A 13,741-nucleotide genomic window follows, 5' to 3' on the forward strand; every position below is an offset into this window, starting at 1 on the left:
CCCCCTTCCCCGCCCTGGCGCGACGCCCTCAAGGTCTACCTGGAGCCCGCCACGCTGCGCATGCTGGCGCTGGGCTTCTCGGCCGGGCTGCCGCTGCTGCTGGTGCTGGGCACGCTGAGCTTTCGCCTGCGCGAGGCCGGCATCGACCGCACCACCATCGGCTACCTGAGCTGGGTCGGGCTGGCCTACGGCTTCAAGTGGGTCTGGGCGCCGCTGGTCGACCGGCTGCCGCTGCCGCCGCTGACCACGCTGCTGGGGCGCCGGCGCGGCTGGCTGCTGCTGGCGCAGGGGCTGGTCATCACGGGGCTGGTCGGCATGGCCATGAACGACCCGCGCCTGGGCCTCACGCCGCTGATCTGGTGCGCGCTGCTGGTGGCCTTCGGCTCGGCCACGCAGGACATCGCGCTCGACGCCTTCCGCATCGAATCGGCCGAGCCGCGCAAGCAGGCCGCGATGGCCGCCGCCTACCAGACGGGCTACCGCCTGGCGATGATCTGGGCCGGTGCCGGCGTGCTGTGGGTCGCGGCCTGGGCCGAGGTGGCGCCCGCCGTGGCCGCCACCGGCGCGGCCGCTTACCAGGACGGCGCCTGGAAGACCGCCTACCTGGTGATGGCGGCTTCGATGGCGATCGGCGTGTTCACGGTGCTGCTGTCGCCCGAGCCGGTGCCGCGCCTGCTGCCCAAGGCCCGCAACGCGGCCGAGTGGCTGCGCAGCGCGCTGATCGAGCCCTTTGCCGATTTCATCGGCCGCTACAAATGGCACGCGGTGCTGATCCTTTCGCTGATCGCCGTCTACCGCATCAGCGACGTGGTGATGGGCATCATGGCCAACCCGTTCTACGTGGACATGGGCTTCACCAAGGACGAGGTGGCCACGGTCAGCAAGATCTACGGCGTGGTCATGACGCTGGTGGGCGCCTTCGTGGGCGGCGTGCTGTCGATGCGCCTGGGCGTGATGCGGGTGCTGATGATGGGCGCCGTGCTCAGCGCCGCAAGCAACCTGCTCTACGCCTGGCTGGCGACGCGCGGGCACGACACCACGGCGCTGATCGCGGTGGTGTCGGCCGACAACCTGGCCGGCGGCATCGCCTCGGCGGCCTTCATCGCCTATCTGTCGAGCCTCACCAACATCAGCTATTCGGCCACGCAATACGCGCTGTTCAGCTCTCTCATGCTGCTGCTGCCGAAATTCATCGCCGGCTATTCGGGTGCCTTCGTCGACGCCTACGGCTACAGCAACTTCTTCGTCGCCACCGCGCTGCTGGGCGTGCCGGTGCTGGTGCTGGTGGCGCTGGCCTCGCGGCTCACGATCATCACGAGCCCCACGGAGCGTCAATAGGGCCGGGGCCTTATAGGAATCCGCCGACGCGCCACGGCGCCTGCTACTGTTAGGCTGTTCCACGTTTACATTCGCCTTTTCCCTTGGTTGTTTCCAGTTGTCAGCAAGCCCGCAAAAGATCGTGCCGTCCCGAATCCCCCCTCTTCAAATCAGCGCCTACACGGCGACCTCGGCCGTCGGCGTCGGCAAGGAAGCGCTCGCTGACGCGCTGGCGCAGTCGCGCAGCGGCCTGCGCGCCAACGACTTCGGCGACGACCCGCTGCCCACGTGGATCGGCCGCGTCGACGGCCTGGAAGAAGTCCGCCTGCCCGAATCGCTCGCCCACTGGGACTGCCGCAACAACCGGCTCGCCTGGCTGGGCCTGCATGCCGACGGCTTCATCGAGGCGGTGTCGGCTGCGCGCGAGAAGTACGGCGCGTCGCGCGTCGCGCTGATCCTGGGCACCTCGACCGCGAGCATCGGCGAGACCGAGCTGGCCTACACCCAGCTCGACGCCGAAGGCATGTTCCCGCCCGACCAGCGCCGCAGCGCGGTGCACACGCCGCATTCGATGGCCCTGTTCGTGCAAGAGGTGCTGGGCATCAGCGGCCCGAGCGAGACCATTTCCACCGCCTGCTCTTCGAGCGCCAAGGTGTTCGCCTCGGCCGAGCGGATGATCCGGCTGGGCCTGGCCGACGCGGCCGTGGTCGGCGGCGCGGACACGCTGTGCGGCAGCGTGCTGTTCGGCTTCAATTCGCTCGAACTGGTGTCGAGCGAACCGTGCCGGCCCTTCGACGCCGGCCGCAAGGGCATCAGCCTGGGCGAGGCCGCGGGCTTCGCGCTGGTGGAACGCGTGCAGGCGGGCGCCGATGCGTCCCCGCTGCACCTGCTGGGCTACGGCGAGGCGAGCGACGCGCACCACATGTCCACCCCGCACCCCGAGGGCCTGGGTGCCGAGCGCGCGCTCGACGAGGCGCTGGCGCGCGCCGGCCTCGCTCCCGAGGCCATCGACTACATCAACATGCACGGCACCGCGAGCCAGAAGAACGACGAGGTCGAGGGCGCGCTGGTGGCGCGCCGCTTCCCGGCCGGCACGCACGCCAGCTCGACCAAGGGCTTCATGGGCCACACGCTGGGCGCGGCGGGCATCGTCGAGGCCGTCATCAGCCTGCTGGCGATCGAGCGCGGCCTGAAGCCGGGCACGGTCAACACCCGCACGCTGGACGAGGCCTTCGGCCCGCAGATCAAGCTCGAGCCGGCGCACGGCGAGGTGCGCTACGCGCTGTCCAACTCCTTCGGCTTCGGCGGCAACAACTGCTCGCTGGTGTTCGGCAAGGCGGCGGCAGCATGAGCACGAGCACGACCGCCACCATGCCGCCGACCCTGTACATCGAAGGCCCCGCCTTCTGGACCCCCACCCTGCCCGGCTGGGATGCCGCGCGCGCCGCTTTCCGCGGCGAAGGCGCGCTGGCCGACCCTCCCGCCAAGCGCCCCGCGCCGCAGGTGCTGGCGCCGGCCGAGCGGCGCCGCGCGCCCGACACGGTGGCGCTGGCCCTCGAAGTGGCCGCCGCCGCCATGGCCGGCGCGGGCCGCAACGCGGCCGACGTGCCCTGCGTGTTCACCTCGGCGCACGGCGACCTGTCGATCAACGACTACATGTGCGGCACGCTGGCGTCCGACCCCAAGATGCTGTCGCCCACCAAGTTCCACAACTCGGTGCACAACGCGGCCGTGGGCTACTGGACCATCGGCACCGGCTGCATGGCGGCGAGCAACGCGGTATCGGCCTTCGAACACAGCTTCGCCTCGGGCCTGCTCGAGGCGGCGGTGCAATGCGCGGCCGACCAGGAACCGGTGCTGCTGGTGGGCTACGACACGCCCACCGTCGGCGCGCTCACCTCGGTGACCGACAGCCGCGGCCTGCTGGCGGTGGCGCTGGTGCTCGCGCCCGCGCCCAGCGAGCGCACGGTGGCGGTGCTGCAGTGGTCGCTGGACGGCAGCGCCACGCAGGCCACACCGCCGCAGTCTGACGCGGCGAAATCGCTGGCCGGCATCAACCCGATGGCCGACGCGCTGACCCTCTTCGAATCGCTGGCACGGCTGGACGCGGGCACGCCCGCGCCGGTGGCGCTGCCGCTGTCCCCCACCCTTTCACTTCGGCTGCAGCTGCAGCCCATCGACCGGAGCTGACCATGACCGACACTGCGCCCGACACTTTTGACGCAGTGATCATGGGGGGCGGGCTCGCGGGCCTCACGCTGGCGCTGCAGCTGCGCCAGCGCTTTGCCGACCTGCGCGTGCTGGTGCTGGAGCGCCGCGCGCACCCGGTGCCGCACGCGGCGCACAAGGTGGGCGAGTCGTCGGTGGAGATCGGCGCGCACTACTTCGACACGGTGCTGGGCCTGAAGGCCCACATGGACGCCGAGCAGCTGCGCAAGTTCGGCTTTCGCTTCTTCTTCAGCGAGGGCCGCAGCGACATCGACAAGGTGACCGAGATCGGCGCGAGCCGCTACCTGTCGGTGCCCAGCTACCAGATCGACCGCGGCATCTTCGAGAACTTCCTGGCCGAGGAGGCCGTGCGGCGCGGGGTGCAATTCGTGGACGGCGCGCTGGTGCGACGCATCACGCTGGCCGACGACCCGGCCACGCCGCACCGCATCGAATGGACCCGCGGCGAGCACACGCACCATGCGCAGGCCCGCTGGGTGATCGACGCCTGCGGGCGCGCCGGCATGCTCAAGCGCAAGCTGGGCCTGGCCGAGTCGAACGCGCACGACGTCAACGCGGTGTGGTTTCGCATCGGCGAGCGCATCGCCATCGACGAATGGAGCGACAACGAAGCCTGGCGCACGCGCTGCGACCCGCAGGCGCGCTGGCTGTCGACCAACCACCTGGTGGGCGCGGGCTACTGGGCCTGGCTGATCCCGCTGGCCTCGGGCTCGCACTCGGTGGGCATCGTGGCCGACCCGAAGCTGCACCCGCTGGACACCATCGACACCTTCGACAAGGCGATGGCGTGGTTCGCCACCTACCAGCCGCGGCTGTTCGAGGCGCTGGACGGCAAGCGCCACCTGCTGCAGGACTTCGCCTTCCTCAAGCACTTCTCGCACGGCTGCAAGCAGGTGTTCTCGGGGCGCCAGCGCTGGGCGATGACCGGCGAGGCGGGGCTGTTCCTCGACCCGTTCTATTCGCCGGGCAGCGACTTCATCGCCATCGGCAACACCTACATCACCGACCTGATCGCACAGGACCGCGCGGGCCGCCCGATCGACAAGCGCGCGCAGCTGTACGACCAGCTCTACCACTCGTTCTACGAAAGCACGCTGGCGCTCTACCAGGACCAGTACCCGCTGTTCGGCGACCCCGAGGTGCTGCCGGTGAAGGTGATCTGGGACTACGCCTACTACTGGGGCGTGCTGTCGCAGATCTTCTTCCAGCACCGCCTGACCGACCTGCACGCGCTGGGCAGCCTGAAAGCCGAGCTGCAGCATTGCCAGCGGCTGAATCTCGAGGTGCAGGCGCTGATGCGCCGCTGGTCGGCCAGCAGCCGGCGCGCCAACCCGGCCGTGATGCTCGACCAGGCCGCGATGCCGTGGTTCGCCGAGCTCAACCGCAGCCTGCGCGACATGCTGGACGACGCCGCCTTCCGCGCGCGCATCCGCGCCTCCACCGCGCAGCTGCGGCAGCTGGCCGGCGAGGTGCTGGCGCGCGCGCGCGCCGCCGACCCCGGCGTGGACGCCGGCGCCCTGCCCGCGCTGCTGGAGGAGAACCTCGGCCTCCCTCCCGTGAGCGCCGACGCCGGCGCCATGCTTTTCGAAGCCGATACGGTTGACGCCGCCGGCTGAGGTTTACCCAACTTTACGGAGCGTTCAAGCCTGCTTGCCGCCCGTGGACGACCATGAAGCGCATGAGCACCCCCCAACTCCTGATGATCGAAGACGACACCCGCCTGGCACACATGGTGGGCGAATACCTGACGCAGTCGGGTTTCGGCTTCAACCACGCAGGCGACGGCGCCACGGGCCTGGAGCAGTTGCAGCAGCACGCGCCCGACCTCGTGATCCTCGACCTGATGCTGCCCGACACCGACGGCCTGGAGGTCTGCCGCCGCATCCGCGCGCTGCCAGGGCCCATCTCCAAGGTGTCGGTGCTGATGCTGACGGCCAAGGGCGACCCCATGGACCGCATCATCGGCCTGGAGATCGGCGCCGACGACTACCTGCCCAAGCCCTTCGAGCCGCGTGAGCTGCTGGCGCGCATCCGCGCGGTGCTGCGCCGGCGCAGCGAGAACGCCACCGAGGCCGAGGTGTCCACCGTGATGCGCTTCGGCACGCTGGAAATCGACCGCAACGCGCGCACCGTGTCGGTGGCCGGCGCGCTGGCCGACCTCACCTCGTACCAGTTCGACCTGCTGGTGGCCATGGCCGAGCGCGCGGGCCGCGTGCTCACGCGCGACCAGATCATGGAAGCCGTGCGCGGCCGCGAGCTGGAAGCCTTCGACCGCTCCATCGACGTGCACATGGGCCGCATCCGCGCCGCCATCGAGGTCGATGCCAAGAACCCGAAGCGCATCCTGACGGTGCGCGGCGTGGGCTACGTTTTCGCGAAACAGCAAGACTGAGCGGCAATAGATGCTGCGCAGCCTTTATTCCCGCCACCTCTACGTGCGCATATGGCTCGCGGTGGTGGGCGGCGTCGTCATCCTCACGCTGATGGCCAACTGGATCGTGCGCGAAGCGGCACAGGCCGAGCGCGAACGGCTGGCACCGGTGCCGCGCGAGGTGATCGTGCTCGACGCGCAGGACCGGAAGATCGGCACCGGCACCGCGCTGCGCGTGCCGGGCCAGGGGCTGGAGTTCGACGTGACGCTCAGCGACGGCAAGGACATCACGCTGCGCGTGGCGCCGCGCGAGCGGCCGACGGGCGCATCCGGCTTCGCGCCGTGGCGCACGCCCTTCGGGCTGGGCTGGATGATCGCGCTGGTGGGGGTGGCGGTGGCGCTGGGCGTCTACCCGATCGTGCGGCGCATCACGCAGCGGCTGGAATCGCTGCAGCGCGGCGTGCAGCGGTGGGGCGAGGGCGATCTCTCGGTGCGTGTGACCGAAGAAGGGCAGGACGAAGTGGCTGATCTCTCCAAACGATTCAACGCGTCGGCCGAGCGCATCGAACAGCTGGTGCGTTCGCACAAGTCGCTGCTGGCCAACGCCTCGCACGAGCTGCGTTCGCCGCTCACCCGCATCCGCATGGGCCTGGAGCTGATGGGCGAGCGCCCGAGCGCCACGGCGCGCGAGGAAATCTCGCGCAACATCGGCGAGCTCGACCAGCTCATCGACGAGATCCTGCTGGCCAGCCGGCTCGACGCCAGCGAGGCCGACATGGGCACCATCGAGCCGGTGGACCTGACCGGCCTGGCGGCCGAGGAATGCGCTCAGGTGAATGCCGAGCTCGACCTGGCCGAAGGCACCGACAACGCGAACCTGACGGTGCCGGGCGTGTCGCGCCTGCTGCGCCGCGCCATCCGCAACCTGCTGGAAAACGCCCGCCGCTACGGCGCGGGCGAAATCGCGGTGGAACTGGGCAGCGCCGACGGCTTTGCAACGGTGCGCGTCAACGACCGCGGCCCGGGCGTGCCGGCGGCGCTGCGCGAACGCATCTTCGAGCCCTTCTACCGGCTGCCCGGCGCCAGCGAGCGCAACGGCGGCGTCGGGCTGGGGCTGTCGCTGGTGAAGTCGATCGCCGAGCGGCACGGCGGCACGGTGCGCTGCGAAGACCGCCCGGGCGGCGGCGCGAGCTTCGTCATCCGCCTGCCCACCACAGCGCGCGGGCACTGAATCCATTGAGCCCGGCACGGCCGGGGCGAAGTCAGGCTCGGCTGGCGGGGGCCACCTAAAATCCCGCCCCTATGCAGAGATCGCACATCGTTCGGCCCGCGGCCATGTTCTGGGGGCTGGTGGTGTTCATGCCGGTCGGCGTCACCTATCTATCGGCCTTGCTGCTGCTCGCCACCATGCTGGTGGCCGGCGGAGGGCGGGAGCGCCTGGCGCGGCTTCGCGCCAATCCGCTGTGGTGGCCGGTCATGGCCTACCTGGCCTGGATGCTGATCGTGCTGGCCATCAGGCCGCACTACCCCGAAACCCCCTCCAACCTGTTCCACGGGCTGCGCATCGGCGTGACGATGCTGATGGCCATGGCGCTCACGCGCGAGGAAGCCCTCTGGGCGCTGCGCGGCTTCCTGCTGATCGCGGCGCTCAACGTGCTGCTGGTCATCTTCTTCTATGCGGTGGGCGGCTTCCACATCTGGTTGCCGCTGCGCGCGGTGGTCATGGAGGTGGGCAACAAGTCGATCAGCAACGCGCTGCTGTTCAGCGTGGTGGCCTCCACGGCGGCGGTCTGGGGCATCGCGCAGATCGCGGCGCACCGGCCGCTGCGCGCCATTCCCGCGTTCGTGCTGGTGCTCGGGCTGGGGCTGGTGGTGGCCTTGCCGCTGACCTCGCGCACCTCGGTGCTCGCGCTGCTGCTGGTGATTCCGGCGGTGTGCGTCCACCAGTGGCGCAACCACCTGAAGATGCTGGTGGGCGCGCTGGTGCTCGGCACCGTGGTGCTAGGCGCCGGGCTCTACCAGCTGCCGCAGCTGCAGAAGAAGGTCGAGACCGGCGTGCAGGAACTTGAAGAGGCGCAGGCCGGCGCAGTCTTCAAGGGCAGCTGGGTCATCCGCTACTACATGTACCGGGACACCGGCCTCATGATCGCCGACCGCCCGCTCGCGGGCTGGGGCATCGGCGGCTGGACCGAGCAGTGGCACAAGCGCGGCCCCGCGCTCTTCGCCGATTCGAACATGCCGCACAACGACTTCCTGTGGGTGGGCGCGCAAGGCGGCGTGCCCGCGCTGCTGAGCCTGCTGGTCATCATGATGGCGGCCGTGTGGCAGGCGTGGAAACGGCCGGACATGGCCGGCCGCTACGCGCTGGGCGCCACGCTCATCGCGCTGATCGCGTCGAGCGTCAACTCGGCGCTGCGCGACGCGCAGATCGGCCTGGCGCTGCTGTGGATCGCGATGGTCTACCTGCGGCTCGCGCAGGAAAGGCAGGACCCGGACCCGTGGCGCGGCCTGTGGCCGCGGCGGCTGACGAACCCGAGCGAAACACCGTAATCCATCCGAGTGCTCCCGCCGCCCTCCCGCGGCAAGCACGGGATTCGGCCGGCCGGCAGTTCGCTACCCGAAGCGGAAGGTCTGCTTGCGCTTCGCCTCCACCTTCACGCGCTTGAAGCTCCATAGCGACGCGGTGGTGCTACCGCTGTCGCCCAGGACCAGGATCGGCCCCGTGTAAGCCGCGCCGCACACCGCAGGCGCCGAGCCCGGCAGCGCCGCGTTGGTGGCGCAGCTGGCGTCGGCCGAGGCGTTGCGCGGCATGCCGCCATCCCCCGTGATGCCGTCGACGATGCAGGCGTCGGGGTAGGCCGTGTAATCGAAGCCTTCGAGCGTCTCGCTGCCGTTGTAGGCAGGGTTGACCGCCACCGTGCCCACCGGCGTGCCGCCGGAGATGCGCCAGCCCGGCGTGGCCGGCGTGATGGCGATCGAACTGAACTCGCTGGTCGAGATCGCGTTCGTCGCCTGCATGAAGTGGTAGTACGTGTCGAAGATCAGGATGCGGCGGCGCGCACGAACGTCCGCCAGCGTGGCGTTGGCCGGCAGGGGCGTGGCGTCGCAGTGCAGGTCGACCGTGAAGTTGAGGTATGCATACGGCAGCCCCTGCCCGATGCCGCCGGCATCGCCCTTGAGCTCGAGCTCGATGCGCTTCAGATCGCTCACTTTCGTGCCCGCCAGGCCCGGCAGTTGCAGCACGGCCTTGTTGCCCGCGCCGCCGCCCACATAGGCACCGACCGCGTTGGAACCCGCGTCCAGCCTCATCGACAGCACGCCCGCGGCGCTGGCCAGGTGCGCCTTGTTGAGCTGCGGCTGCGCCGCGAGCTCGTCCGGCTTGAAGGTGTGCGTGAGCGGCAGGTCGAAGCCGTCGTCTTCGGCTGCGGCGATCAGCGCGGCGACGAGGCCGTCGAGCGTGGTGTCGCCATCGGCCAGCGATTGCGCCAGGTGCTCGAGCAGGTCATCGTAGGCGTCGCCCGCAACGGCCTTGAATTCGTCCGTGAAGGGGTTCGGCGCGAATGCGCCGTAGCCCGACTCGTTCAGCAGCGCGACGATATCGGCCTGGGCCGCGTCGAGCTTGCCCGCCAGCGCTGCCAGCGCGGCGAGCCCGGCCTGTTCGATGCCGCCGGGCGCCATGCCGGCCGCGCGCGCCAGGATCAGTTCGGTCAGCGGCGTGATGTTGACGTAGCCCGCCGCGCGCAGCATGGAGTGCAGCTTCTGCCCGGCGGCCAGCGAACCGCCCGAGGCCGTGACTAGGCAGGGGAACACAGGTGCATCGAGCTTGGCGGACCACTTGCCGTCGGCGGCCGTGGTGGCCGTGCCGGAGGTGCCGTTCGCGCAGCGCAGCGCCACGTTGCTGCCGGATGCCGGCGCGCCCGTGGCCACGGTGCCGGAGACGGCGACGCTGGTGTCGGCCGCAGGCGGCGTGGTGGGGGAGCCACCACCGGAAGGAAGCAGGCTGAAGCCGCTGCTGCTGCCGCCGCCTCCGCAGGCCGAAAGGCCCAACGCGAGCACGAGCGTGCCAGTGGCAAAACTGAAAGATCTGATCCCCACAATCGACTCCTCACCTGGTCTGAACGCCAGTGGGTCGATGCTAGAAACGGGCCCCGCGGGGCACCATCACCGGGATCCGTAGTTCGAAGGCGGGAACACCCGCGGTTCAAACCGGAGAGTCAGCAGGCCGGAGCCGGCGCGCCGTGCGGCGGCTCCGCGCGAGCGTCAGGCGTCAGTGCCGCGCCGACACCGTTTCGCCGGCCTTCAGGCGATACACCGTGCCGCAGTACGGGCACTTGGCTTCGCCGGTGCGCGCCACGTCGAGGTAGACCTTCGGGTGGCTGTTCCAGAGCTTCATGTCGGCCTTGGGGCTGGGGCAGAAAACACCGCCCTGATGATTGAGCTCCTTGGCCAGGAGTTCGACGACTGCATTGGTGGACATGGTTTTTTTCAGACTTTCGTGAGCCAGTGGGCGTACTTGGGGTTCTTGCCGTTCACGATGTCGAAGAAGGCAGACTGGATTTTCTCGGTGATCGGGCCACGGGCGCCGCCGTCGCCGCGGTTGCCGATCTCGACGCGGTCGAGTTCGCGGATGGGCGTGACCTCAGCGGCCGTGCCGGTGAAGAAGGCCTCGTCGGCGATGTAGACCTCGTCGCGCGTGATGCGCTTTTGCACCAGCTCGAGGCCCAGGTCCTTGCACACGTGCAGGATGGTGTTGCGGGTGATGCCGTTGAGCGCGCCGGCCGACAGGTCGGGCGTGTACACCACGCCGCCCTTGACCACGAAGATGTTCTCGCCCGCGCCTTCCGACACGAAGCCGCTCGCGTCGAGCAGCAGTGCTTCGTCGTAGCCGTCGTCCAGGGCTTCCATGTTGGCCAGGATCGAATTGGTGTAGTTGCTCACCGTCTTGGCCTGCGTCATCGTGATGTTGACGTGGTGGCGGGTGTAGCTGGAGGTCTTCACGCGGATGCCGCGCTTCATGCCTTCTTCGCCCAGGTAGGCGCCCCAGGACCAGGCCGCGACCATGGCGTGGATCTTGTTGCCCTTGGGGCTCACGCCCAGCTTCTCGGAGCCGATCCAGATGAGGGGGCGCAGGTAGCAGCTCTCGAGCTTGTTCTCGCGAACCACCTGTTTCTGGGCCTCGTTGAGCTGTTCCTGCGTGAACGGGATCTTCATGCGCAGGATCTTGGCGCTGTTGAACAGGCGCTCGGTGTGCTCGGCCAGCCGGAAGATGGCCGTGCCGCCGTCCGCCGTCTTGTAGGCGCGCACGCCCTCGAAGGCGCCGCAACCGTAGTGCAGCGTGTGGCTCAGCACGTGGATCTTGGCGTCGCGCCAGTCCACGAGTTCGCCGTCCATCCAGATCTTGCCGTCACGGTCGTCCAGCGAGGGGGGGATCGAGCTCATTTCCTGATTCCTTTGGGAGCGATGGGGGAAGTCGCAAAAGCTTTCGATTTTACGGCCGGCCCCGGAACGGGGTGCCTGACAATGGCTGGTTGTCCAAACCAGTGGAAAAAGGGTTTCCGTGTCCGTATTCAAGAACGTCATCGTCTATCGCATCGAACCTGCCTGGTCCCAAACACTGGCCGAGGCGGAAGAAGGGCTCGGAAAGCAGCGCTTCGTGCCCTGCGGCCCCTCGCAGGAAAAGTCCGCCGGCTGGGTCGAGCCCCGCGGCGAGGCCAACGGCCCGCTGGTCGAATCCATCGACGGCCAGTGGCTGGTCGAATACATGATCGAGAGCAAGCAGGTGCCCGGCTCCGTGGTGCGCCGCAAGCTCGACGAGCGCTGCGCCCACATCGAGGCCACCACCGGCCGCAAGCCCGGCAAGAAGGAAAAGAAAGAGCTGAAGGAAGACATCACGCTCGAGCTGCTGCCGATGGCCTTCACCCGCAGCGCGCGCGTGACGGTGTGGATCGACAAGGCGGAGAACCGCCTGGTCATCAACAGCGGCAATGCATCGCGCGCCGACGAGGTCGTCACCAGCCTCGTTAAGTCGCTCGACGGCTTCGCGGTGGCCCTCATCAACACGCAGATCGAGCCGGCCGCGGCCATGGCCAACTGGCTGCTGACGCAGGAGCCGCCGGCCGGCTTCACCATCGACCGCGAGTGCGAGCTCAAGGCCTCCGACGACTCCAAGGCCGTGGTGCGCTACGCCAAGCACCCGCTGGACATCGACGAAGTCAAGCAGCACATCACCGACGGCAAGCGCCCCACGCGGCTCGCACTGACCTGGGACGACCGCGTGTCCTTCGAGCTCACGCACGGGCTGCTGATCCGCAAGATCACCTTCCTGGAAGGCACGGGCGACGGCGCCGCCGGCGGCAAGAAGGAAGACAACTTCGACGCCGACGTGGCCATCGCCACGGGCGAGCTGGGCCAGCTGGTGCCGGCGCTGCTTGATGCGCTGGGCGGCGAGGCCGCGTTCTCGGCCGCACCGGCGGACGACTCGGTGAAGCCTGCAACCGCACCTGCAGCAGCGCCCGCCACGACGGCACCGGCAGACGCGGCAGACGCGGCAGAGGAAGAAGACGCGCCGTTCTGACGCGTCGCGGAAAGCTCAGGCGACCAGGTAAGTCTGCGCGAGGCGCACCCAGCAGGCGGCTCCCAGCGGCAGCACCTGGTCGTTGAAGTCGTAGCCGGGGTTGTGCACCATGCAGCCCCCGAACTCGCCCTCCCCGTTGCCGAGCATGAAGTAGCAGCCCGGCAGCGCGGCTAGCATCCAGGCGAAGTCCTCGCTGCCCGCGAAGCCGCGGGGCACCTGCGTGAGCACGTTCGACTCGCCCACGATCTCGGTGCACACCTGCGCCATCAGCCGCGTCTCGGCCGCGGTGTTGACCACCGGCGGCACCAGCTGGCGGTAGTCGATCTCGGCCTCCACGCCGTGCGCCTGCGCGGTGAGGCTCACGATCTCGCGGATGCGCTGCTCGACCAGCGCGCGCGTCTCGGGCCGCGCCGCGCGCACGTTCAGGCCCAGCGACACCGACTGCGGAATCACGTTGTGCGTGGCGCCGCCGCGGATGAAGCCGACCGACACCACCGCCGTGTCGTCGGGCGCCACGTTGCGCGCCACCACCGTCTGCAGCGCCGTCACCACCGCCGCGGCCGCGGCGACGGGGTCGCGCGCGCGATGCGGCATGGCACCGTGCCCGCCCACGCCCTTGATGGTGACGTCGGCCACGTCGGACGACAGCGTGACCGGGCCCTCCACCGCCAGCACCGTGCCCACAGGCACGCCGGGCGCGTTGTGCAGCGCGTACACCGCATCGCAGGGGAAGCGCTCGAACAGGCCGTCCTCGATCATCGCGCGCGCGCCGCAGAGGTTTTCCTCGTCGGGCTGGAAGATCAGGTTCAGCGTGCCGTCGAAGCTGCGCGCCGCCGCCAGCGCCTTGGCCGCGGCCAGCAGGATGGCCGTGTGGCCGTCGTGGCCGCAGGCGTGCATGCGGCCGGGGTTGCGGCTCGCATACGGCAGGCCCGTGGCCTCTACGATGGGCAGCGCGTCCATGTCGGCGCGGATGCCCAGCCGGCGCGTGCCGCTGCCGAGCTTGAGCTGCGCCACGATGCCGGTCTTGCCGATGCCCGTGTGCACCTCGTAGCCCCAGCTGCGCAGCAGGTTGGCCACCAGTTCGCTGGTGGCGCTCACCTCGAAGCCGAGCTCGGGGTTGGCGTGGATCCGGCGGCGGATGTCGACGAAGGCCTGCGTGTCGACATCGGCCTGCGGCAGCAGCCGGGACAGCAGCCTGGTGGTCTGGGGGCTGAGTTCGCGTGTCATGTGATGGAAGTCGTTGTTCGTGG

At 69.5% G+C, this 13,741-nt stretch carries 12 protein-coding genes; 8 read left to right on the plus strand and 4 right to left on the minus strand.

Annotated elements, in window-relative coordinates; translation table 11 throughout:
• From AC1RVW_RS17530 to AC1RVW_RS17560, 7 genes are all read left to right on the plus strand, one after another.
• Positions 1-1,338: AmpG family muropeptide MFS transporter (locus AC1RVW_RS17530; protein ID WP_493201409.1), on the plus strand; the 1,338-nt coding region annotated here is incomplete at its 5' end.
• A gap of 121 nt (positions 1,339-1,459) precedes the next feature.
• Positions 1,460-2,668, plus strand: a complete 1,209-nt coding sequence (locus AC1RVW_RS17535; RefSeq protein ID WP_493201411.1) for a beta-ketoacyl-[acyl-carrier-protein] synthase family protein — start codon at positions 1,460-1,462, stop codon at positions 2,666-2,668.
• The gene (locus AC1RVW_RS17540; protein WP_106936087.1) at positions 2,665-3,507 is read left to right on the plus strand and encodes a beta-ketoacyl synthase chain length factor; all 843 of its coding nucleotides are present in this window, start codon (positions 2,665-2,667) and stop codon (positions 3,505-3,507) included. Before AC1RVW_RS17535 ends, AC1RVW_RS17540 begins: the two co-directional genes overlap by 4 nt.
• Before the next feature lie 2 nt (positions 3,508-3,509).
• Positions 3,510-5,162 carry an NAD(P)/FAD-dependent oxidoreductase gene (locus AC1RVW_RS17545; protein WP_493201413.1) on the plus strand — a complete coding sequence of 551 codons (1,653 nt, stop codon included), beginning with the start codon at positions 3,510-3,512 and terminating at the stop codon, positions 5,160-5,162.
• A 53-nt stretch (positions 5,163-5,215) separates the two neighbouring features.
• Positions 5,216-5,938, plus strand: a complete 723-nt coding sequence (locus AC1RVW_RS17550; protein ID WP_081270008.1) for a response regulator — start codon at positions 5,216-5,218, stop codon at positions 5,936-5,938.
• Positions 5,939-5,948: 10 nt separating this feature from the next.
• Positions 5,949-7,148, plus strand: coding sequence for an ATP-binding protein (locus tag AC1RVW_RS17555; protein ID WP_081270009.1), 1,200 nt, complete (start codon positions 5,949-5,951; stop codon positions 7,146-7,148).
• Positions 7,149-7,219: 71 nt separating this feature from the next.
• Complete coding sequence (locus AC1RVW_RS17560; protein WP_493201416.1) at positions 7,220-8,467, plus strand: O-antigen ligase family protein; 1,248 nt, start codon at positions 7,220-7,222, stop codon at positions 8,465-8,467.
• Positions 8,468-8,530: 63 nt separating this feature from the next.
• Here AC1RVW_RS17560 and AC1RVW_RS17565 read toward each other — a convergent pair whose 3' ends face one another.
• From AC1RVW_RS17565 to AC1RVW_RS17575, 3 genes are all read right to left on the minus strand, one after another.
• Positions 8,531-10,012, minus strand: a complete 1,482-nt coding sequence (locus AC1RVW_RS17565; protein WP_493201418.1) for a hypothetical protein — start codon at positions 10,010-10,012, stop codon at positions 8,531-8,533.
• A gap of 172 nt (positions 10,013-10,184) precedes the next feature.
• On the minus strand, positions 10,185-10,394 hold the full coding sequence (locus AC1RVW_RS17570) for a zinc-finger domain-containing protein (protein ID WP_081270012.1): 210 nt from the start codon (positions 10,392-10,394) through the stop codon (positions 10,185-10,187).
• An 8-nt stretch (positions 10,395-10,402) separates the two neighbouring features.
• The gene (locus tag AC1RVW_RS17575) at positions 10,403-11,356 is read right to left on the minus strand and encodes a branched-chain amino acid transaminase (protein WP_081270013.1); all 954 of its coding nucleotides are present in this window, start codon (positions 11,354-11,356) and stop codon (positions 10,403-10,405) included.
• 118 nt (positions 11,357-11,474) lie between these two features.
• On the opposite strand from AC1RVW_RS17575, the gene AC1RVW_RS17580 reads away from it, so the two are divergent.
• Entirely contained in the window at positions 11,475-12,491 is a 1,017-nt protein-coding gene (locus AC1RVW_RS17580; protein WP_081270014.1) for a recombination-associated protein RdgC, read from the plus strand.
• 15 nt (positions 12,492-12,506) lie between these two features.
• Here the strand turns inward: AC1RVW_RS17580 and AC1RVW_RS17585 are convergent, their stop codons facing one another.
• Complete coding sequence (locus tag AC1RVW_RS17585; protein ID WP_493201421.1) at positions 12,507-13,718, minus strand: M20 aminoacylase family protein; 1,212 nt, start codon at positions 13,716-13,718, stop codon at positions 12,507-12,509.
• Positions 13,719-13,741: the final 23 nt, after the last annotated feature.

The sequence above is a fragment of the Variovorax sp. MPBD4-3 genome (assembly GCF_058809745.1).

Bases quoted from the DNA above. Each gene is read 5' to 3' on its own strand.
- AC1RVW_RS17540 (WP_106936087.1), top strand. From the start codon at position 2,665: ATGAGCACGAGCACGACCGCCACCATGCCGCCGACCCTGTACATCGAA.
- AC1RVW_RS17545 (WP_493201413.1), top strand. From the start codon at position 3,510: ATGACCGACACTGCGCCCGACACTTTTGACGCAGTGATCATGGGGGGC.
- AC1RVW_RS17550 (WP_081270008.1), top strand. From the start codon at position 5,216: ATGAAGCGCATGAGCACCCCCCAACTCCTGATGATCGAAGACGACACC.
- AC1RVW_RS17555 (WP_081270009.1), top strand. From the start codon at position 5,949: ATGCTGCGCAGCCTTTATTCCCGCCACCTCTACGTGCGCATATGGCTC.
- AC1RVW_RS17560 (WP_493201416.1), top strand. From the start codon at position 7,220: ATGCAGAGATCGCACATCGTTCGGCCCGCGGCCATGTTCTGGGGGCTG.
- AC1RVW_RS17570 (WP_081270012.1), bottom strand. From the start codon at position 10,394: ATGTCCACCAATGCAGTCGTCGAACTCCTGGCCAAGGAGCTCAATCAT.
- AC1RVW_RS17575 (WP_081270013.1), bottom strand. From the start codon at position 11,356: ATGAGCTCGATCCCCCCCTCGCTGGACGACCGTGACGGCAAGATCTGG.
- AC1RVW_RS17585 (WP_493201421.1), bottom strand. From the start codon at position 13,718: ATGACACGCGAACTCAGCCCCCAGACCACCAGGCTGCTGTCCCGGCTG.